The organism is Roseateles puraquae, assembly GCF_002205845.1.
Taxonomy (GTDB): domain Bacteria; phylum Pseudomonadota; class Gammaproteobacteria; order Burkholderiales; family Burkholderiaceae_C; genus Pelomonas; species Pelomonas puraquae.
The window spans coordinates 398,983-419,837 of the sequence record NZ_NISI01000005.1; the positions used below are offsets into that span (position 1 = coordinate 398,983).

Annotated in this window: 9 protein-coding genes; all 9 read right to left on the minus strand. The window is 69.6% G+C overall.

The features are described from left to right. Positions 1 to 12: 12 nt before the first annotated feature. On the minus strand, positions 13 to 12,204 hold the full coding sequence (locus CDO81_RS14315) for a filamentous haemagglutinin family protein (RefSeq protein ID WP_158218287.1): 12,192 nt from the start codon (positions 12,202 to 12,204) through the stop codon (positions 13 to 15). Positions 12,205 to 12,232: 28 nt separating this feature from the next. Then, positions 12,233 to 13,828: a ShlB/FhaC/HecB family hemolysin secretion/activation protein gene (locus CDO81_RS14320; RefSeq protein ID WP_158218288.1), complete on the minus strand. Its 1,596-nt coding sequence runs from the start codon at positions 13,826 to 13,828 to the stop codon at positions 12,233 to 12,235. A 153-nt stretch (positions 13,829 to 13,981) separates the two neighbouring features. Then, a complete protein-coding gene (locus tag CDO81_RS14325) occupies positions 13,982 to 15,001 on the minus strand; it encodes a PEP-CTERM sorting domain-containing protein (RefSeq protein ID WP_088483897.1) in 1,020 nt (339 codons plus the stop codon). 1 nt (position 15,002) lies between these two features. After that, entirely contained in the window at positions 15,003 to 16,097 is a 1,095-nt protein-coding gene (locus tag CDO81_RS14330) for a PEP-CTERM sorting domain-containing protein (protein ID WP_088483898.1), read from the minus strand. Between the two features lie 214 nt (positions 16,098 to 16,311). Then, the gene (locus CDO81_RS28105) at positions 16,312 to 17,748 is read right to left on the minus strand and encodes a hypothetical protein (protein WP_088483899.1); all 1,437 of its coding nucleotides are present in this window, start codon (positions 17,746 to 17,748) and stop codon (positions 16,312 to 16,314) included. Positions 17,749 to 17,849: 101 nt separating this feature from the next. Next, the gene (locus tag CDO81_RS29145; RefSeq protein ID WP_088483900.1) at positions 17,850 to 18,629 is read right to left on the minus strand and encodes a PEP-CTERM sorting domain-containing protein; all 780 of its coding nucleotides are present in this window, start codon (positions 18,627 to 18,629) and stop codon (positions 17,850 to 17,852) included. 306 nt (positions 18,630 to 18,935) lie between these two features. Further along, complete coding sequence (gene epsA / locus CDO81_RS14345) at positions 18,936 to 19,787, minus strand: XrtB/PEP-CTERM-associated transcriptional regulator EpsA (protein WP_088483901.1); 852 nt, start codon at positions 19,785 to 19,787, stop codon at positions 18,936 to 18,938. 136 nt (positions 19,788 to 19,923) lie between these two features. Continuing rightward, positions 19,924 to 20,406, minus strand: a complete 483-nt coding sequence (locus CDO81_RS14350; protein WP_144397253.1) for a hypothetical protein — start codon at positions 20,404 to 20,406, stop codon at positions 19,924 to 19,926. A gap of 64 nt (positions 20,407 to 20,470) precedes the next feature. Beyond that, a complete protein-coding gene (locus CDO81_RS14355) occupies positions 20,471 to 20,851 on the minus strand; it encodes a type II secretion system protein (RefSeq protein ID WP_088483903.1) in 381 nt (126 codons plus the stop codon). Positions 20,852 to 20,855 lie beyond the last annotated feature (4 nt).

The window sequence follows — 20,855 nt, forward strand, 5'->3', positions numbered from 1 at the left end:
GTCCTTCGTCGATTACTGGCCGCCGCCGAAGCCGAGGAACTCCAGCAGCAGGTTGCGGCGGCGGCGGCGCTTCTTTTTGTCGTCGTCCTCGCCATCGGCGCTGGCGGGCCCGGCGCTGGTGGGGGTCTGTATGGCGTTGGCGGGGGCCGAGAGCGTGGCTGCGGGTGGCTCGGCTTTGCCGCCGCCGGTGGTCTTGCCGACGACCTGGATGTCGATGGCGTTGACCAGGCGCTCAGCGGCCAGCGTGGCATTGCCGCGTGAGCGGATGCCCGCCTCACCGGCATTGATCTCGCCAGCCGGAGCGAACAAGAAGAGGTTGCTATCGGCGTTCAGCACCGCGATGCCCGAGCCGCTGAACGAGCCCGAGGTGTCGAACACGAGGTTGCCCTGATCGTCCAGCCGCAGCACGGGTGCCGGTGCGCCCGTCACGGTCTTGGCGCCGCGACCGGCGTCGATGTTGCCGGCCGAGGCCCACAGCAGGAGGTCGCCCTTGGCGAGCGTGAAAACGCGCGACTGGTTGACCGCGAAATCGTCGCGCACGGCAGCGGCAATGGCGCCGCCATTGACCGTCACCAGCCCGAGGTCGGTCGGCGATTTGGGGCTGCCGCTGGCAACGATCTCGCCGGCGTTGGCACCGCCGCCCGGGGCTATCAGCGTGATGCCGGCCTGCTGCAGGGTCTTGATCTGGCTGGTCGGCAGCCGCACGTCGCCGCTGGGTCGGCTGGCCAGCCCGTCGAGCGGGAACAGCATGTTGATGGCGGCATAGCCAGGCGCGTAGGCGCGCCAGCGGTCGTCATCGGCCAGGGCGGCGGCGGCGCTGCCGGCGGATTGCAGCTCACCAACGAGCTGACGGTTCAGCCAGGGAATCTGCTGCATCGGCGGCAGGCCTTCGAACACCGCAAGCGCTTCGGCGTCGCTGACCGTGCCGGCGCCCAGGTGCAGGCTGCGCACATAGTCGCCCAAGGCCCGTGCTTCGGCAGGCGTGGTCAGCCGCGCAAGCAGCGCCTGACGGGCGTCGACAGGCAGGCTTGCCAGGCGCTGGGTCAGCAGCGGCAAGGTGACGGCGTCGCGCTGCGCCTGCGGCAGCTTGGCAAACACCGCCAGGGCCTGCGCCGGACTGAGCTCGCTCCAGGCGGGCAGCTGGTGGCCCGTCAGCCGGGCGGCGTAGGCCGTGACAGCAGCGTCTGCAGGGTCCACGCCGAGCAGCGCACCAATGCGCAACCGTTGCTCCGTGGCGTCGGCTCGTGCGGGCAGGCCGCGCACATGGCTGGCAATGCCGGCGTCCACGGCGGCATTGCCGAGCAGCTCGCGCAGCGCCGTCAGTTGCTCACCTGCAGCGAGCTGGCTGAAGCTGCTACGCGTACCGCCAAGCGCCGTGTAGAGCGCGCCCAGACGTTGCGGCGTCCAGCCGCTGCTGCCGAAGAGGGCAAATCCCTGGCGCACGGCCTGCGCATAGTCCTGACCGTCGGCCCGCAGGCCGGCCAGCACGGTGATATCGCTGCCTGTTGCCGGCAGCAGGGTGCTGTTGCGTGTGCCACCCAGCGCGACCAGGCCGCTGTTGCTGCCCAGGTCGATGTCCCTGCCTGCCACCACCAGCAGGTCGCCGGGACCGGCGACTTCCACCGCCACGTTGCGCTGGTCGCGCGCGGCCTGCAGCCAGCTGAACTCGCGAACTGGCAAGGGGGTACCGTCGCTGTTGTAGGCGCGGTCCTGTTGCTGGACGGTGAGCAGCTTGCCCTGGGCGAACACGATGTCCCGCCCGGCCTCCATGTGCACCGGCCGCGCCGACACCAGGTTGTTGTTGACCTGTACGTCAGCGCCTGCCACGAGGCGCACCGGATTGCGGCTGCCGAGGTCGAGCTGCGGCAGGGTGTCGGGACTGGTGCCGGCTTCTTCGTCCGGATAGCGGCTCGGCCGGATGCCAGACAGCGGTTGCGCCAGCGCGTCGTTGAGGCGGCTGCGGTTGTAGAGACCGGGCTCCAGCAGCGTGGTCTGGGCGGCCACCGTCATGCCGGAGACGGTCAGGTTGCCCGACGCCAGCAGGACCGTGCTGCCATCATGCTGGGGCAGCTGGTTGAAGCCGCCATCCAGCGTCAAGTCACCGGCGGGTGCCACCAGCTGCAGTCGTTCGGGTAACAGGGTCTGCACCGCGTCTCGCGAGCCTGGCTGGCCGTTGACGCGCGCGGCCTCGCCGCGCAGCCGCACGGTGCCGGTGCCGCTGAGGACATCCAGTGCGGCGCCGCTGGTGAGACCGGCCAGCACGCTGCCCTGGCCAAGCGTGTTGGCCGCGTCGGGCGTGGTCATGCCCGCATCACGCACGGCGCCCAGGTCGACACCGGTGGCACCGCGCACCTGTACCTGCGTGGCCAGATGCAGCAACTGCAGGCCGGCATCCACGGTGACCTGTGTGGCGGCGGGGTCGCGTGCCACAGCGCCGCCAGCCGTCACGTCCAGCCTCGGGCCGGTGGCAAACAGGCGGCCGCCCAGCACGTCTCGCCCCGTCTCCAGGGCGACGTTGCCGCCGCCGGTCTGGTAGAGATGCGTCTGTGTCGCTGCTGCGTCGTTGGTGGGTTTGCCACGCCAGCCGCTGCTGGCGGCCGAGGCGTGCACCTGCACCGCATCACGGCCGGCGCTGAGCGTGACGTTGCCGCCGCCAAAGGTGGCGATGCCCTGGCCGAACTGGTCGTAGCGTGACCACCACGCCGTCGGCGAGAGTCCGTCAACGCCCGAGCGCCACCACCACTGGCTGACGTCGTCCTGGGTGCGGCCCAGCGCGGCGCCCTTGAGGTCGCGGCCGGCTGTGATGCGAATGTCTCCACCGCGTGTGAGGAAGGGACTCAGGCCAGCCACCTGCAGGTCCGGCGCCAACAGTGTCAGATCCATGCCGAGCTGAGCCGGCCCGGGCAGTGCGTCGGGACCAGCAGGTGCCGGTGGAGGGGGCGGTGGCACCGGTACAGCGGGTGGCGGCGGTGCGGGCACAGGGTTGGGTGCAGGTACCGGGTCCTCGCCGGGCTGGGTCGGTGGCTTGGGCGGCAGTTGGTCACGGGTGCTGCTGTCGCCATTGGCGGCAGCCGTCTGCTCGCGCTCCTCCTCCTTGCTGCTGGTGGCGATGTCGGTCGTGCGGGCGCGGCTGTCCGGGCGCGCTGGGGATGAAAGCGTGCTGCGCACAGTCTGCGTCAACGGTAGCGGGGGCAGGCGGTCGCGCGTACTGTCGTTGCCGTTGCCGGCTGAGGGCTCGGTGGCCGGCACGGGGGAGGGCACCGGGGACGTCTGCGGAGCCGGGGCGACAAGCGGCGGTGTGGGTGGCAACTGATCGCGGGTGCTGTCGTTGCCGTTGCCGCCCGACGGCACGGAGGGCGCCGGCACCGGTGAAGGCGGCGGCACGGTGATCACCAGCGGCGGTGTCGGTGGCAACTGGTCGCGCGTGCTCTGGTTGCCATTGCCGGCAGACGGCAGCCCGGGCACGGGCGTGGGCGAGGGGGCGGGCACCGGGGCTGGTGACGGCGAAGGCGATGGCGAGGGTGACGGCGTGGGCGTCGGCGTGGGGGCAGGCGTCGGAGCCGGGGAAGGGGCGGGCACAGGCTTCTCACCCGGCTTGGTCGGTGGCACCGGGGGAAGCTGGTCACGCGTGGTTCCGTCGCCGTTGCCCGTGGACATCGGCGGTGGCGCGCCCGGCGGCAGCGGTGGGTTCTTGTTGCCGGTGTCAGCGCCGTTGCCGGGTGAGGGCTGGCCAGGCGGGGCGCTGGGCGGGCCCGGGGGCGGCGGCACCGGCGTGGGCGATGGTGCCGGTGTGGGCGTGGGGCCAGGCGCCGGCGCGCCGGGCGGCAGCGGCGGATTCACGTTGCCCGTGTTCGATCCATTGCCGGTGGACGGTTGGGTGGGCGGATTGCTTGGCGGGCCGGGCAGGGGAGACGGCGCCGGCGTCGGAGCCGGTGTTGGCGCTGGCGTCGGCGCTGGCGATGGCGATGGCGTTGGGGTGGGTGACGGAGACGGCGCAGGCACACCCGGCGGCGAGGGCGGGTTCACCGTGCCGGTATCGCTGCCGTTGCCCTTGGAGGGCTGCGTGGGCGCGTTGGTGGGCGGCCCGGGCGGCAATGGGATCGGGGTTGGCGCGGGTGGCGCGGGCGGCGGTGGCGGAGGTGTTGGTGCACCTGGCGGCAGCGGCGGGTTGGCGTTGCCGGTATCGATCGGTGGCGGGCCCGAAGGCGCTGGGGCCGGGGAAGGCGGCGGTGGGTTAGGCGCGGGCGAGGGGCTTGGCGCCGGCGGCCGCGGCGGGCTGGGCGGGGCGTCGAGGTCGGCCGACTCCTGGCTGAGAGCGGGGTGGCCGGTGGTGTAGATCTTGGCGCCAGTGTTGCTCAGGACGACATCGCCCGCGGAGGCGATGCGGATGTTGCCGGTGGTCGTGCGTACCGGCACCGTTGGGGCGACCTCGCTGCCGATCGGGCTGCGACCGATGACCAGCTGGCGGTCGCTGGCGCCCTGACGCGTGGACATCAGGTTGGCCGAGGTGAGGTCCGCACCCGCCACGAGGCGCAGCGTGCCGGCGCGAGCGCTGACGGCCACCCAGTCGTCCAGTGTGGTGGCGCTGCTGGCAGCCGGTGCCTGAAAGCCCGAGCTCAGTCCGTGGTCGATGACGAGGTTGCCTGCGGCCCGCAGCGTGATGGAGGTTTCGCCGGCGTGCGGCAGGGCAGCGCGGTCGGCCTGGGTGAGCAGCGGCAGGTTCCAGTCTGCAGCCAGGCGCATGTCGCCGCTGGATTGCAGTTCAGCACCGGCATGGACGCGCATGCGCGGCTGCAGGCCTGGCTGCTTCGAGGCCAGGCGCTGCGAGGTCTCTTCAGCATGCGCGTTCAAGAAGGCGCGGCTCTCGCTATCGACCAGGGCTGTCCCGAAGCGTGCTGGTGTGGGCGTCGGTGTCGGCGCAGGGGCGGGCGGCGTCGGCGTCGGCGTCGGTGCAGGGCTTGGCGCTGGGCCTCCTGTGGAACCAGGCGGCAGCTGGTCGCGGGTGGTGTTGCCATTGCCGCTCGAGGGCTGGGTGTCGTCGGCCGTGGCTTTGGCAAGGCCGCTGGCGCCGACCTTGGGCAGGGGAGGCGGCGGCGGCAGGCCGTCGCGGGTGCTGTCGTTCTGGCCGGGCGGCGTCGGGGACGGGCTGGGCGACGGGGACGGTGTCGGTGTAGGAGCCGGTGTCGGCGCAGGGGCAGGCGTGGGCGTCGGAGCTGGCGCGGTGCCGACGCCGATCTCGGTGACGTCACGGTAGACCTTGACCGCTTCAATCTCGAGCAGTGAAAGACCGGTCAGCGTGGTTTCGATGGGCTTGATGCGCACGTCGGTGCCGACACCAGAGCCGTCGCTGGCCAGGCCCTCACGGCTGGCGCGCAGCAGCAGGACGCCGTTGTCGGCCGGGCTGCGGCCCGAGGTGTCGACGCTGCTGTTGGCGGCCAGGTCGATGGCGCCGCCGGCGCTCATCAGCTCGACATCACCACCACGCCCGGCGCTGGCATTGGCCAGCAGCTTGGCGCCGGCTTGCAGGCTCAGGCCCTGGCCAGCCGCGAGTGTGATGCTGCCTGCGTCGGTGCTGGCGCTGCTGGCATCGAGCACGCCAGCGATGTTGAGCTGGCCGGCATCGCTGGTGAGCTGGATGTCCTGTGCGGCCAGCCGCGTGCCCGCAGCCAACTGCTGATCGCCCTCGCGGTTGCGCACGCTGATGAGGCGGTTGAACTCGCCGGGCCCGATGCGGGCCGCCAGCGCGCCCAGGTCCACGGCGGTGCGGCTGTCGACCTGCAGGCTGGCGCCCTGGCCGATGGCCGCGATGCCTCGTAAGTTGCCGCTGATGTCGACCCGGCCCTGGGCGGCCGACAGGCTGAGGTTGCCACCGCGTGCTGAGCCCCCGGATACATCCAGCAGCGAGCCAGCGTCGGTCACCAGGTCGCCGCCGCTGCTTTGCAGCGTGATGTTGCCCGCAGCCAGCGCGATGTCCTGGCCGGCGACTTTCACGCTGCGGCCAGATACGTCGATGGCACCGGTCGCGGACACGTGTAGGTCACCGCTGCTGGCCAGCTGCACCTGGCCCCCTCGGAGGTCGATGCGACCGGCCAGGTCGATGCGCTGCGCCTGCACCGCCAGTCGACCGCCGGTCTCGGATGGGCCAGTGCCGGTGCTGCTGCCGATGCTGTTCAGGGCGAACGCCCCTGCGACCTGAAGCTGGGTGTCGGCACTGCCGGCATTGCCGAGCACGGGTGCCGCCACCGTCAGCCGACCCTGGGCGGTGAAGTTGCCACTGTCCTGCAGTGCCACGGCCTGGCCGGCCTGCATGCGCGTCTCGCTCGCCGCCAGCACCTGGCTGCCGCTGGCCAGGGTGAGCTTGCCGTCCGCCTGCAGCAGCAGCTCGCCCGCGGTGGCCGCGGCGGTCATGGTGGGCGTGAGGCCACTGCGGTGGGTCAGCACCAGGGACGAGGCCGCTACCTGCGCCGCACCCAGCGAGGGCGCGCGCAGCACCGGCGCATCCAGCGTCAGGGTGCGGGGCTTGAAGCCACCCAGGCTGCTGCCTGCAGCGAAGCTGATGCTGGAGTAGCTGCGCAGCGTGAGGTCGGCGCCGGCACCAAGGCTGGTCAGCCAGCGCTCGTTCACTTGCAGCGTGTTGGGGCTGAAGCCTGGCGCGCCGAGGCTCAGGCCGCCGGCGCCCAGGGCCAGCGAGCCAGCGGTCAGCGCGAGATCGGCGCCGAGGCTGGCCGCGCCGGAGCTGTCGAGCGCCAGCGCGCCGGTGCCGGCAGACAGGCGCACCTGGTTGCCAATGATGAGCTGGCCGTTGAAGGCCTGCGGCGTGCTGCGCAGCAGCTGTGCGCCGGCGTCGCCACTGAGCCGCACGCCCGCACCATCGCCCGTGGTCCGGTACTGCCGGACGGTGGTGGACGTCAGCGAGGTCGCCGGTGTCGTCGCCAGCAGCGCGCTGTCGTTGCCGATGCGGACGGTTTCGCGCGCCACCAAGGTGAGGTCCTGCCCGCTCAGCGTGGTGCCCGAGGCGACGCTCAACTCGCGGGCCTGCACGTCCAGGGCCAAGGCGTCGGCCGTGCCGCTGGGCTCGGCAGGGCGCGCGCCCAGTACCAGGCTCTGGGCATTCAGCCCGCTGAGCTGGGCGGCATCAAGCAACAGCGTGGAGGCATCGCCAGGCGCGCGTTGGCCGCCCACCTGCATCTGGGCGGCCGCGATGTAGACCTCTGCGCCGCGTCCCGGCACCGCGGCAGCGGCGCCTTGCTGCAGGCTGCCCACGGCTGCTTGCAGCGTCGCGTTGAGGTTCATCTGCTGGCCGGTCAGCACAAGGCGCCCTGCATCCCGGGCGCCCGCGGGCACCAGGCGGCCAGCCTTGGCTGCGGCCGCAGCAAACTGGGCATCGAAGTCGGTCAGGCGGATCTCGGAGCGCTTGCGCGCCTGGGCCGAGGTTTCGAGCGTCCAGCTGCCGGGCAGGGCGGCCTGGAAGCCGGTGCCGGCATCGGCCAGCTGCGCACCGATGACCTGGCTGCCGTCGGCCTGGCTCACGGCCGTGCCCAGGGCCATCGGCGTGCCGCTGCTCGGGCGGATCAGGTAGGCGCCGTCAAGCACCGCGTAGCGAGCCGGCAGCAGCGTGTAGCGGCCGGCGGGAATCGCGGCGCCCTCGCCAATGATGACTTCTCGCCCGAGGCTGGGCGTGCTTGCGGCCAGTGACGGGTCCCACAGGCCTTGCAGCCTGCGGCCGGGCAGTAGCGCGAACGCGCCGTCGCTGCCGGTGAATACGTCCTTGGAGCCACCGGGGCCAGGCACGAACTGCCAGCCTTTGAGCTCACCGCCGCCACTGAGGTCAACCGTTGCGCCGGCCTGCAGGTCCAGGCGGGGCGCGTCCAGCGTGACCGTCTTGGCCAGCGGCGTCTCCAGCACCAGGCCGGTGGCCGGGCGCGTCCAGCTGACGCCGTCGCTGCCGCCGAGCAGCAGAGTCTGGCCACGCAGGCTGACCGAGGTCTCACTGCCGGGATCGAGGGTCAGCGACTGGCTGGCCCGCAACTGGATGCTTCCGCCCGGCGCCCGCAGCGTGCCGCCCTGGACGATGTCCTGGGCCAGGATGGTGAGCTGTCCGGCGGCGCTGGCGGGCTGGTCCTGCGCGTCCAGGCTGCGGCTGATGCTCACGCGGTGACCGGTGGCATCGAGGGTGAAGGCGGTGTCGGTGGCCGGGTAGATCTGCGCGGCCGTGAGGTGAACATCGGCCTGGGTCAGCAGGGCGCCCGCGATGGCCCCCTGGGCGGTGGGCGCCTCGGTGCTGAGACTCTGCAGTCGGAGATCCTGGGCGGCGTTCAAGGTGAGCTCGCCCAGGCCCTGCGTGACGACCCGCTCGCTGACGACCAGGTTGCGCGACGCCTGCAGCGTAAGTTGGGCGTTGCCTGAGGTGGGGGCCGGCAGCGAGGCGGGATTGCCTTGCAGGTCGGAGACGCGGGCCTGCCGGTTGCCCCAGGCGAGTTCCACGGCCTGCAGTCGCGCCTGGGCGCCGGCGGCCAGGCTCAGGCGCGGGGTGTCCAGCGTGAGATTGCGGGCGAGGGCGAGATTGACGCCATCGCTGATGACCAGGCCATCCTGCGCAGCCAGCGTCAGGTCTGCGACGCCTGATGCCGCGATCTGTGCGGCTGAGATCGAGGCGTTCCCCAAGCCCAGCGCAGACGGTGCGGGCAGATCGCTGGTGCGCAGGTCGCGGCTGGCGTTGCTGGCCATGGGGGTCAGGGTCAACTGGCGCAACGGCGGCAGTTGGGTGGCCTGGCTGCTTCTCCCGGAGGTCAGCGCAACGCTGAGCCGCCCCCCCGCCTGGGTCAGGTCGCCGCCCTTGGCGCTGAGGCTGCCTTCGAGGATGAGGGCGCCGTTGCCGCTGATGGCCACGCTGCCACCGGCACTGGCCACATCCAGGCGCTGGGTGGTGTTGCTACCGGCGTTGCGCAGGGTCACGTCGAGCTTGCCCTGGGCACCGTCGACGGCGATGCGGGCGCCTGCCTGCCAGACCAGGCTGCCTGCCGGGCCGCTGGCGGCGCTGAGCTTCACATCGCCACCGGGCAGCACCTGGCCGCGTAGCAGGCCGTCGCTGCTCGGCGTGATCAGTGTCGTGCCGGCCACGTCGATCAGGCTGTCCTGGCCGAGCCAGAGGTACTGCGGTGTGGTGTAGCCCGCAATTTCTGAACGGTTCAGGCTCAGGTTGACCTTGCCGCCGGGCGCGATCACACGGCCGTCAAACTGCAGCCGGGCGGTCGATGTGAGGTTGAGCGTCGCCTGGGGCCGCAGTGTCAGGCTCGCGCCTGAGGCGACCGTCAGGGCGCCCTTGCCGATCCCGCTGGAGGCGAGGTCGATGTTGACCACCTGAGGCAGGCTGGCGGCCGACGAGCCGGCCCGCATGAACGCCGAGGCCAGGCTGCCCGTGGCGGCGCTGCGCGCTTCGGCCGTCGGTGTCCAGGTGGTGGCGACCGGTGCGATGCGGGTGTTGGCCGTCACATCCAGGAAGTCCCGGCCGTCCAGGCTGAAGCCGGAGAACCCACCCCGGCTGAAGAACTCGGCGTCCAGCGAAAGGCTGGCCGCACGCCCCCCGGTGCCGATCACGAGGCTGGCGGTCGTCAGCGCAAGGCTGGCGCCCTTTTGCATGCTGTAGCCGCGCAGTTCGCCATCCAGCCGCAGGCTCACGGGGTTGGTGTCGCGCACGCTTTGCGGTGCGGACGGGTCCTGCCCGAGGGCCAGCCGGCCGCCCGCCCCGCCGCGGATGGTGCCGGCCGCGTCGACCAGCGCCCCGCCGGACACGTCCAGCACCGAGCCACCGCCCGTCTGCACGCCACGCCGCGATGCCAAGATCAGCGTGCCACCGTCGGTGCCCGCACTGCTGCCCTGGCCGTCAAGGAGGGCATTGGTCCAGGCGCCGGAGACATCGAGGGTCACACCGGGGTCGACGATGACGTCGCCACCCTCGAGGCTGCGGGCCACGAGGCTGCCACCGGGCAGGCGAATGGCGCTGCCCAGGCGCACGTTGCCTCGCTCCGAGTTCAGTTGCAGGCTGCCCAGCGTCGGCAGTGTCAGTGTGGTGCCAGCGGGCAGGGTCAGGTCTGAGACCGTGCTGATCTCGACGCGACCGAAGCCGCCTTGCCGCACCTGTTCCAGCGACAGCTGGGACTGCGTGCCCGACGGGTCGAGGGCTTGGGTGCGCTCGGTCAGTGCCAGGCTCTTGAGCACGGCTCCGGCATAGCCAGTGGTACCGAAGGCGCTGTTGTTGACTGCGCTGCCCAGCGCGAGCCGGCCCAGCACCGGGCGGGCGTCGAGGCCCGCCACCTGGCGGCGGCCCAGCGTACTGCTGCCGGAGAGCTGGCCCGACAGCGCCACCACGGGTGCCACGATGTTGATCGACCCGGCATTGCGGCCGTCGACGTAGCCCGCCTCGATACGAGAGCTGCCGCTGAGGCCATAAGCCACGTTGGCACCATTGCGGTCCCAGGCGTTGCGGTTGGCGAACGCGTTGTCGATGCCGACGTAGATCTGGTCCTTGGGCGCAGTGTTCACGGTGTAAACCTGGCCATCAGCCGCGGTCAGGCGGGTCGGGCTGACGGTGGCCTCCGCCACGGTGACCTGTCCACCGCTGACATCGATGCGGGCGCTGGAGCCCATCAGCACGGCCCCGCCGGCCAGCAGGTTCAGCGACCCGCCGCTGGACAGGCGCTCGCTGGCGCTGCGCTGCAGGCCGGCGCGATAGGTGGCGAGGTCGCCGAGGATGTCGGAGCTGCCGCGCACGTCCAGCGTGACCTTGTTGCGGTACAGCAGGCCGGTCTTCTGCAGCGGCGCATCCTTGAGGTCGTTGCTGCCCAGCAGCTCGGTGGTGACGAAGTAGCGCGATGCGCTCACCGAGGTGTCCCGGGTGCCGGCGAGATCAATGCGGGCGCCGTTGTCGATGCTTATGACACCCGCGCCGTCGGGCTGGAAGCCCTGTTCGCCACCCGGCTGCGTGCTGTAGTTGGGCGTGGCGGTTGCGCGCAGCGTGGCCTGGGCCCCGGGGGCGGTGATCTCGCCCCGAATGCTGATGTTGGCCCCCGAAAAGGCCAGGCGAGACGCCACGAAACTGGCGTTGTCGTCGGAGGTCAACGGCTTGCCATCGGCGCCCTGGTTGTCCGGCAGGATGGTCGTGATGCTGCCGTGACCGAGCACAAGCTCACCACCGATCCTGGCGCGCTTGTACTGCGGGTCCGATGGCGTGAGCTCACCGGTTGCCGCTCCCTGGGCCAGCAACAGCACCGAGCCGTTCTGCGACACGCTCGTCGTGGCGGAGATGCGGCCTTCCTGGTTGACCGCCATGCCCACCAGCGTGGTGTTGCCGCGCGGCGTGACAATCTCGCCGCCGGCTGCATTGGTGACACGGCCGTCGCCTGCACTGCTGAGGTCGGCGCGGCCCACCTCTACCAGCAGGCCGCGCAGTGCGGGCACGGCCGGGTTGGACTCGGACGCATAGACCTTCTGATCGACGGGCGCGTCGGTGGGCAGGCGCAGGTAGGCTTCCGCACCGGCGGCCAAGACCGTCTGGCCGCCGGGCGTGCTGATCTTGCCGGCGTTGTCCACCTGCCTGGCGAACAGGAAGATTCGACCACCCTCGGCGCTGGTCAGCCGGGCGCCCGCATCGAGCCGCACAAAGCTGTTGGCGAACAGGCTGGCGTTGTTCTCGGGGTCGAAGCTGTAGCGGAAGGCCGGGTCGGGGCCGAGCACGTTGCCGGCAAAGCCGTTCTTGAAGTCGTCGTCGCGCGGGCTCAGCGTCGTGGCGATCAAGCTGCCGACATTCACCTGGGCGCCGTTGCCGAACAGGATGCCGTTGCGGTTGTAGAGGATGAGCTCGCCGCCGTTGGTGGCCTTCAGGTTGCCGAAGATGAGGCTCGGGTTGCTGTCGTGAATGCGGTTGAGGGCGCTGGCGCCGCCCGCTGGCATGTCGAAGGTGACCGAACTGGCTTCGCCGATGTTGAAGGTGGCCCAGTTGTAGATGGCGCGCTGCGTGGTCTGCTGCACCAGCATGTCCTGCCCGCCGCGTGCATTGCCCGTCGTGACCGGCGCGAGAGCGTTGCCGTAAACCCGCCAGCCGCTGGTGGGCAGGGTGGGCACAGCATTGACCGCGGGTTTGGTCTGTGCACCGGCCTGCCAGGGCCAGGCGGCGGCCAGGGCCACCAGCAGCGGTTGCAGGGTCAAGGGAAGAGGATGGCGGCGGGTCATGGCATCAGAACTTCACGGCCATGCGTGCATGCACGCGACGACTCAGGCGGGGGGCGCCGACCACGGCCTTGTGCGCATCGGCCACCTGGAAATCCAGGTTCACGCCGCTGCGGCTGGCGAAGCGCACGCCGAGCCCGGCGCCGAGCAGAGGCTGGCGGCGGTTCTGGCCGGGGTCGGGGTTGATGGTCTGCAGCCGCCCGGCGTCCATGAAGGCCAGCAGGCTCAGTTCGCCCAGATCCTCGAAGGCGGGGCCGGGGTGGTGGCGTTGCAGCCAGCCGGCAAGATTGGCGCTGCGCAGCTCGATCGAGGCTAGCAGGCCGTGGTCGCCTGCGGCGGCGCCCTCGTAGTAGCCACGCACGGTGTCGACCCCGCCCAGCGAGAACTGCTCGGCGCTGGTGAGTTGCTGCGAGGCGAGCTGGCCAGCCAGCCGCCCGGCGATGCTGAAGTTGCTGAAGACCTCGGTGTGGCGCAGGTCCCAGCGCAGCGTCGCGAAGCCGCCATCAGCACCCTTGCGCTTGCAGCGGAATTGATCGTCGTTGCCGATGCTGCCGTCTTCCAGTTCGCAGCCGTCGATGCGGCGTGCCAGCAGTGGGCGCAGGCCAGCGGAGAGCGTGAGGCTGAGCTGCAGTTGGCGGGCAGTCTCGATCAGGCCGCCGGTGTAGGTGGCCTGTAGCGGCAGGTAGCGCACGGGCTTGGTGAGGGACAGGTCACCGAAGCGGATCTGCTCCTGCACATCGCGGTAGTCAGCGCCGAGGGAGAGGCTCTGGTAGCCGCGCTCAGAGGCGCCGAGGTTGATGACGTAGCGCACACCGACGGTGTCGCCCTTGCCCAGCACGCGCGTGCCGCCAAGCACGTCCACATTGCTGTTGGAATGCACGGCGTAAAGGCTCAGGGTGTCACCACCGTCCAGCGGCATGCCGTAGGTCAGCACCGCCACCGTGGTGTCGGAGGGCTGGCTGGGCGCGGTGGTCAGCGTCAAGGCGAGGCTGTGGCCGCGCTGCCAGAGGTTGTCGTAGCGCAGGTTGGCGCTCACGCGTTCGGCGGTCGTGTTGGCGTTGTTGGCGTTGCTCGCCTCAATGGATCCGGCGAGCGGCAGTCGGTCCTTGACCTGCAGCTCGGCTTCCACCGTGCCGGGCTGGCGGCCGGGGCGCAGGATGGGCTGCACGCGGCGGTCTTCGCTGCCGTTGACGCTACCGAGTTGGCGCTGAACCTCATTGAAGTCAGGCACCTTGCCCGGTGCCAGCTCGGGCACCCGCTGCCTGATCTGGCCTTGGTCGAAATAGCGCGATCCGGTCACATACAGTGTCTCGACCCGGCCTTCGAGCACCTTCAGGCGCAGCACTCCGCCGGTGATGAGCTGCTCGGGCAGGTCGACGAAGACCGTGAGGTAGCCGGCGGACTGGTAGGCCTTCTCGAGCGCGGCGCGTGCGGCCTCCGCGTCGTCAAGGTTCCGTTGCGGGCCCATGAAGGGCACGACGGCCCGTTCGATGACGACGGCCGGCAGCACCGTGTTGCCCTCGACTTCGAACTCAAGGATGTCAAAGCGCGGCGCGGCCTCCGGGGCGGCCTGCGCTCCGGACAGCATGGGCGCGAGCGCCATCGACAGTGCGAACAAACCTCGGTAGAACACGGCGGCGCCCGACCCGCAGCCATGCGGGTCGGCTCTCTGGCAAATAGGGGTTCAGTGTTCCGGTCCGCAGTGAACCGGCAATGAAGTGGCGTGAGCCGAACGGATCACGCCGGGCCGTACGGCTCAGCGACGACGCTTGCGCGTAAGCAGGGTCAGCAGGCCGGTGCCGAAGAGCGCCCAGGTGCCGGGCTCCGGCACGCTGGTGACCACCGTTGCATCGAGTTCGAGCAGGCGGGCAGGGCCGGTCTGCGCGATGTAGTCGATCGACGAGGCACGCACCACGCCGATGTCGGTGCTGGCACTGTTGGCGCCACTCGTCGCGGCAGCTTGCGTGAATGTCAGCCGGTAACGGTTGTCGCTGCCGTAGGCCAGACCCCAGTAGCCGTTGCTGCTGAGGTTGTCGAACTCGTCGACGACCACCGTTGAAGAGCCTGCGGCATTGGTCAAGTAGTAGAACCAAGAGGACTTGTTGACCTCGTTGGCCACGTTGTACGAGCCCGCGAGAAAACTCCCCTTGCCGCCGCCGCCCTTCGCTGAGAAACCTGTGTTGCCAGCGAAATAGCCCGCAGAGCCAACCTTGTCGAAACTGGTCGCGTTGTCACCCGAAGTGCGAACGTATTGGGTCGGATCGACGCCAGCGAAGTTCAGGCCGAAGTAGAGCCGGTTGGGCATCTCCTGCGCTGCGAACAGGATGTCGCCCGTGAGCGACTTCGTCATGTCGAGCCAGTTCGGATTGGTACTGCCGTCGTCAGGGCCTTGGGTGAGCGTGGTGTAGGCCTTGGCGTCGCCTGGGTTCAACGTGGGGCCCGAATCGAATGCGAACACGGCCCAGCGCTGATTGGCGAGTGTGGTGGACGCAGCGCGAAACGCCACGAGGGCGGCGTCGGTCGGGTCGAGTTTGTAGTCATAGCTGTAGCCCTTGTCCTGTTGGGCGTAGGCCCAGAAGTCATTGGCATTCAGGCCGAGGTCGCGGGTGTAGGACACCTGGGCCACGGGATCCCAGAGCACGAACACCAGGTCGGGAGCGTTGTCGGAGCGGATGAGTGCGTGGGCCTGCAGCGCAAAGGTTGCCAAGGTGGCGGCAACCAGCCAGGTCCTGGTGCGGTGGCGGATGGAGTGAAGCATGGTGGTAGTCAGTGCCATGTCAGAGGGAACCGCGCGTGACCGTGCGGCGGCGCAGTGCCGCCAGCAGGCTGAAGCCGCCGAGCATCAGGCCCCATTGGCCAGGTTCGGGGACGGCGCTCACCGAGGCTTGCAGGGCCACGTCATCAGCCGCGACGCCGATCAGGCGGGCGATGCCGCTCTGGGCGCTGTAGTCGACGAAAGACAACCGGGTGCGGCCGTCATCCGTGCTGACGAGCGTCTTGGGATTCGCGCCAGCAAGGGTATAGCTCAGCACGTACTTGGACGAGTTCGGGTCCTTGATGAGACCCCAGTAACCGTCGGCGGTGACGTTGTCGAACTCGTCGATCACGACGAGCGCAGCCTGATCGACCTCGCCGTCCAGCAGCGACGGCATCACCTTGTAGAACCACGAGGACACGCCCAGCGGATTGCCCGCGCAGAAGAAGGCCTGGTAGATGCAACTGCCGTCGGAGCCGGTGGCGAGGCCCTTGAAGCCCGTCGTGGCGTCTGTGTAGGTGACCGTATTGCCGGCAGGCTTGCTGGCAAAGGCGCTGCCGCCACGGCTGGTGGTGCCGATGGTCGACTGCACGATGTCGATGCCGGGGCGTGCGCCATTGAGGGTCTTGACGTAGGTCCCCATGGAGCTGAGGGCCGTGGTCATGTCACTTGAGGTCACGTTGTGACTGCGGTCGTAAAAGGCCCGCTGGTCGGCCAGGCTGTTGTTGTTGGTCTGTGTCGTGTAGATGACGCGGTCGGCTTCTGCACGGCCGTCGAAGGTGCCACCTGTGATCAGCCAACGCACGTTGCTCAGATTGGCGCCGCTGATGAAGGTGTTGAACGCGCTGTCGGTGGCCGGGTCGAGGGTCCGGAACAGGCTGGCGCCAGTGTCCTGCTGACCCTGTACCCAGAAGTTCGCCGCATCGATACCCAGATTGAGGGTGTAGCTGGTTTTGGAGGTGGTCTGGTCAAAGAGGACCAGGAAGAGCTCCGGCGACTGGTTGGTGCCGTCACTGTTCAAGGCAGCGCCGAGGATGGCCGCATGGGCCGTGGCCTGCAGGGTGACGAACAGGCCGGCCAGTCCGATGTTGCGCAGGCGGGTGTGGAGCGGGCTCATGGGCGTGGGTGTGAGGTTGGCGAAGCAATGGCGGGAGTGTGCTGATTTCGGGTGAAGGGCCGACGAAGCCGGGTGTGATCCGTTCGGCGCATGGATCCCAGGGCAGTCGCTGCCGAATGGATGGATGAGCGGAAACGACCAGAAGAAAAGGGCTGACCCTGTCGGGCCAGCCCTTGATGCGAAGCCCCGTGATGCGGGGGCCGCGCGTGGTCGATCAGCGCACCAGCTTCAGGACGGTGCAGCTCTGGGCGGCGGTGCGTGCCACTCGCGAAGCGAAGGGCTTGGCAGCGGCAGTCAGCGCCGGGTATTGGCCCAGGCTGGCCCAGGCGCCCGACGGCGACATGACGCCTTGCTGCGTGTCGGCATCGGCAGCCGCCAGCGCAGCCGGCTTCGGCACGTTGGTACCGATGGCGGTCACGAAGGCCACCTTGTCGGCATCTGTCAGGTAGTTGGTGTTGTACTGGATCGTGGACTCGAATACGAAGTCGTAGTCGCCCGTCGTCGCGCCCTTCTGAGTCGTGGCGTTCCAGCGGACCGGCTCAGCACCGTCCAGCTTCACATAGCGATAGCCCTTGTCGCCACCGTTGGCCAGCGGGTTGTTCTCGCGGCCGAGGACGGCGATGCCGTACGCACCCGAGATGCCGTTGACCGTCGTGCCCAGGCAGGTCTCGACGTTGCCGGTGCCGGCGCCTTCGACGACGGCGTACGGGCCGGAGCCGCTGGCGGCGATGGTGCCCTGCGTGCGCAGCGGTTCGATCTTGCTGTCACCGGCGCAGGGGTTTTGCGCGAAGTAGATGTTCGACGCGGCTTGGGTGCCCGAGCCCGGAGCGCGGCGGCAGACGTTGAACTGCTTGGTGTTGACACTTGCATCGACCGCCTCGCTGATGACCTGGCCCCAGCCGCGCTTGGTGGTGGTCGTCGCGGACAGGCCGCCGGTCAGCATGGCGCGAACGAAGGTGGTGGGAAGGCTCGGGCGCTTTGCGTCAGATTCGTCGATCGCGCCAGCGTTGTCCAGACCCTGGGTCTTCTGCAGGGCGAGGTAAGCCTGCTTGTTGACCGCGACACCGAAGATGCCCTGGACGAAGGGCTTCACGGACAGCGAGGACAGGTCGGCGGGCGATGCGCCGTCCGGCAGGTTGGGGGCTTGGTTGAGCATGTCCGGCTCGACGTCGGAGATGCCGGCGTCGGAGACCTTCTTGACCGTGCCGCCGCAGAGGTAGTTGGGGGACTGGATATCGGTGAAGTTGGGATTGCTGGCCACGGCCGAGCAGCCCGCGCTCGTGATGTTCATGTGGTCGATGGCCGTTGCCGTGGCGACCGGGTTCACACCCTGGCCGGAACCGCCGGCGTCGCGCTTGTAGACAACGACCTGGGTGCCGATGCCGTAGTTGCCGACCGCCTTGGCCAGGGTGCAGCCGTAGGCGCGGTGCGCCGAGCCGGCGGCACTGTCGAAGAACACGTGCAGCGTGGCGGTGTCGCAGACCTCAGCCATGTAGGCGGCGAAGGACAGGCGCAGGGCCGAGGCGCCGGAGAAGTAGATCTCCTTGAGGCTGCCGGCAGTGCGGGCTGATTCGATCTCGGCCGGGGTCAGGGCGTGGGCGCCCGAGGCGAAGGCGAGGCTGGTGGCGAGAGCAAGAAGACGCAGTTTCATGATGATGAGTCCTGTGCAGGGGCGATTGAATCCCTCGCACCGCAGCAGCGGTGCGAAGGCAAGGCGTCGATTGGGGGCGGTGCGGGCCGCCCCGGTGGGGCTTAGTCGGCGCGGCGGCGGCGGACGACGAAGCCGATGGCGGCCAGGCCCGCGGCCATCAGGGCGATGGACTCGGGCTCCGGCACGGCCGAGACGGTCAGCGTCGTGCCGTCGAAGTTGGCTGTCAGGCCCAGCTTGGTGGCGATGATGGGCGCGAGCGGGTCGTCGGACAGATCGGCGTCGCCCTTCAACAGGTAGAGGCTGGAGGTGTCGCCCACGGTGTTGCCGATGAAGGTGTTGCCGGCGAAGAACTTGAAGAAGTTGGTGCCGAAGTAGGACGTGGTGCCCTTCAGGTTGTAGCTGGTGCCGTTGGCTTGCGTCGGGTGGGTGCCGGTGCCGTTGGCTTGCTGGGCCACGCTGCCCATGGCGCTGTTGGACTGCACCATCGTGCCAGCGTCGAAGGCGAAGCTGGCGGCGGTCAGGCCCTTGCCGGCGGTCGTGATGACGTTCTGGGCCGAGTAGTCGGCCAGGGTGGCGCCGTCGTAGGCGAAGAGCGCCCAGCGGGTGCCGGTGGTGCGGTTGGAGGCGCCGTCGAACAGATTGGTGTCGGCGGCGGTGTAGGCCGTCCAGGCAGCGCTGGCCACGGCGCGCGTGAAGGAGGCGGGCGAATTCAGCACGCTGGCGACGGTGACGCCGGTGTCCAGCAGGAAGGAACCGTTCTCGTCACCGATGACGAGGAACAGTTCGGTGGAGCCGTTGTTGGCTTGGGTGACGTAAGCCTGCGACGGCAGGCTGACGGCGGCCAGAACCGCAGCAGCGGCGAGGGTCTTGATGAACTTCATTGCAGTCTCTCCTGATTGGGGGGTCTGTCTGTCTTGGTTGGCGCCGGTGTGCTTACCGCGCCGCGTTTGCTGACTGGGGCACCTGGAGCAGACAGCTCAGCGCTTGTGGCGTCCGGCGGTCTGTCTGGGTGCCTGGGGCTGGCCCGGTTTCAAAGAACGATGTGTCGTCCTGCGACAAGTGCCACTGTGGCGCGCGGCGGTGACATGCGTGCAGATGTCACGGTGTCCGGCAGAGCCCGATCGGACTACGGTGCGGGGTGGCGGGCGTGAATCCAGGCGTCCCGCGGCACTTCAACCGTGGGATGGTCAGCGCCGCGTTGGCGTGAGCTCGCCTGGGCGGGCCGAGCTGCTCAACAGGTTCAGGCTGATCGCGATCGCTACCGCCTGGGCGCGATTGGCTGCGCCCAGCTTGCGCAGGATCTTCTGCACGTGGTTCTTCACCGTCAGCGCGCTGATGCCCAGGGTCTCGCCGATCTGCGGGTTGCTGCAGCCCTCGCGCAGCCAGCTGAGGATCTGGCGCTCGCGCTCGGTGATCTGAGAGGCTGAGGCCGGTCGGGCCATCTGGGGCGGCGGCAGCTCGCGCAACTCGCGCTCGACCACCTGGACACGCTGCCAGGTGCTGTGCATGTGCGGCAGCAGCAGCTCCAGGCACAGGCGCTGCCGGGGCGTGAAGGGCGCCGTCTGGCTGGCCAGCACGAAGAAGGTTTCGATCTCGTTGGGGCGCTGAGGCCGAGACACGCCATGGGCCAGCAGCTCCTTGAAGCCGGCCGATCGCAGCAGTTCCTGCAGTGCTGACTCGTTGCCCTGCGGCGGGATCTCGAAGTTCAGCGTCACTGGCTTGCATCGGGCGCGCAGCCACATCTCCTGGAGCTGCGTCAGCAGCGGGCTGCGGCTGTCGGTGAAGCCGGACAGCAACTCGGCGTCCACGGGTACGGAGTTGAACGTCTCGAACTGCAGTTCATGCCGGGTGCGCGCATAAGCGCCGCAGACGGTCAGCTGGTGCGGCAGCAGCACCTGCAGGCTGCCCTGGATCCAGACGAAGAACTGATAGCGCCGCCGCACATCCAGCCCTGCCTCCGCCGAGCTGACGATGGCTTCGACCTGGCTGTCAGTCAACACGAGCGTCGTCTGTGCCGGATCAGAAGGAAGTCGGGTCATGAAGGGAGACAAAGCTTTACGTCCTGGAAGGGAGCACTTGGCGTTCTTGTGCGATAGCGTGTATGCGAAGCTCGCGAGGCTAGGCCGCCCCCGTGACCCTGCGTTGAAGGTTCCGCAACGGCATGTGCCGTTCGGACTAGGGCGAAACCGGGGGCGCGCTGGCGGCTGGGGCCGGCCGAGGCCGGAACGTCTCGTGGCGGAAGACGAGGTCGCACGCCGCCAGCGGCTCGTCGCCCTGACGCTTGATCAGGGGGCGTTGGCTGGCGCTGCGAACACCTGCCAGGCCCGACCCCCGAGCGCCCGGGGAGCGCGAACGAGAGCACCCTCCCTCGTTCGGTGCCAGCCAGACCCAGCCAGCGCCCAATGGGTCGTCGCGCAGCTGCCGCAGATGTCGCACGATGCGGCCCGACCGCCGGTCTTCGAGCAGGTCGTCGACCGTTCGCGGCAAGGTTCGGCTACCGGCTGGGCTTGCCTCGACATAGCTCGCCATCGCGCGGGCAATCTCCGCTCCACGAAAGGCCAGTTCGGCCTCCTGCTCCCGCAGAGCGCGATGGCGGGCCTGCTCCCCCAGGGCTGCCAGCCCGACGCCGCCAAGTGCCAGGGCGAACAGCAACAGCAAGTAGGTGAAGCCGCGGTGCTGCCACCGTGGGCAGGTCTGGCGCGACCGCGACCGCAGGCGCCAGTCACCAGTCGGCATACAGGCTGCCGTCTGGCGCGCGTTCGGCGCTGCCGCTGCGCACATCGAAGACCTGGCCGCCGAGATCGGCATCGGCGGGGGGCGTCAGCACCACCCAGCTGCTGCGCTCGCCGGTCAGCGGGTCCTCCGGCAGCGATCGCAGATAGCGGGTCCGGACCAGTTCGTCGAGGCTGTCGGGGTAGCGCCCCCGGTCAGCCGCGAAATGGTCGATGGCGTCACGCATCACCCGCAGCGAGCTGCGCAGGCTGTTCTCGCGGGCCCGCTCCAAGCTGTGAAAGTAGCGGGGCGCCGCGATGCCCGCCAGCAGCGCCACGATGGCCATGACCACGATGAGTTCGATCAGGGTGAAGCCGCGCACGTACTTCATGGCA

Coding starts and splice junctions, on each gene's coding strand:
- CDO81_RS14320 (WP_158218288.1), bottom strand. CDS start 13,828: ATGGCGCTCGCGCCCATGCTGTCCGGAGCGCAGGCCGCCCCGGAGGCC.
- CDO81_RS14325 (WP_088483897.1), bottom strand. CDS start 15,001: ATGGCACTGACTACCACCATGCTTCACTCCATCCGCCACCGCACCAGG.
- CDO81_RS14330 (WP_088483898.1), bottom strand. CDS start 16,097: ATGAGCCCGCTCCACACCCGCCTGCGCAACATCGGACTGGCCGGCCTG.
- CDO81_RS28105 (WP_088483899.1), bottom strand. CDS start 17,748: ATGAAACTGCGTCTTCTTGCTCTCGCCACCAGCCTCGCCTTCGCCTCG.
- CDO81_RS29145 (WP_088483900.1), bottom strand. CDS start 18,629: ATGAAGTTCATCAAGACCCTCGCCGCTGCTGCGGTTCTGGCCGCCGTC.
- epsA (WP_088483901.1), bottom strand. CDS start 19,787: ATGACCCGACTTCCTTCTGATCCGGCACAGACGACGCTCGTGTTGACT.
- CDO81_RS14355 (WP_088483903.1), bottom strand. CDS start 20,851: ATGAAGTACGTGCGCGGCTTCACCCTGATCGAACTCATCGTGGTCATG.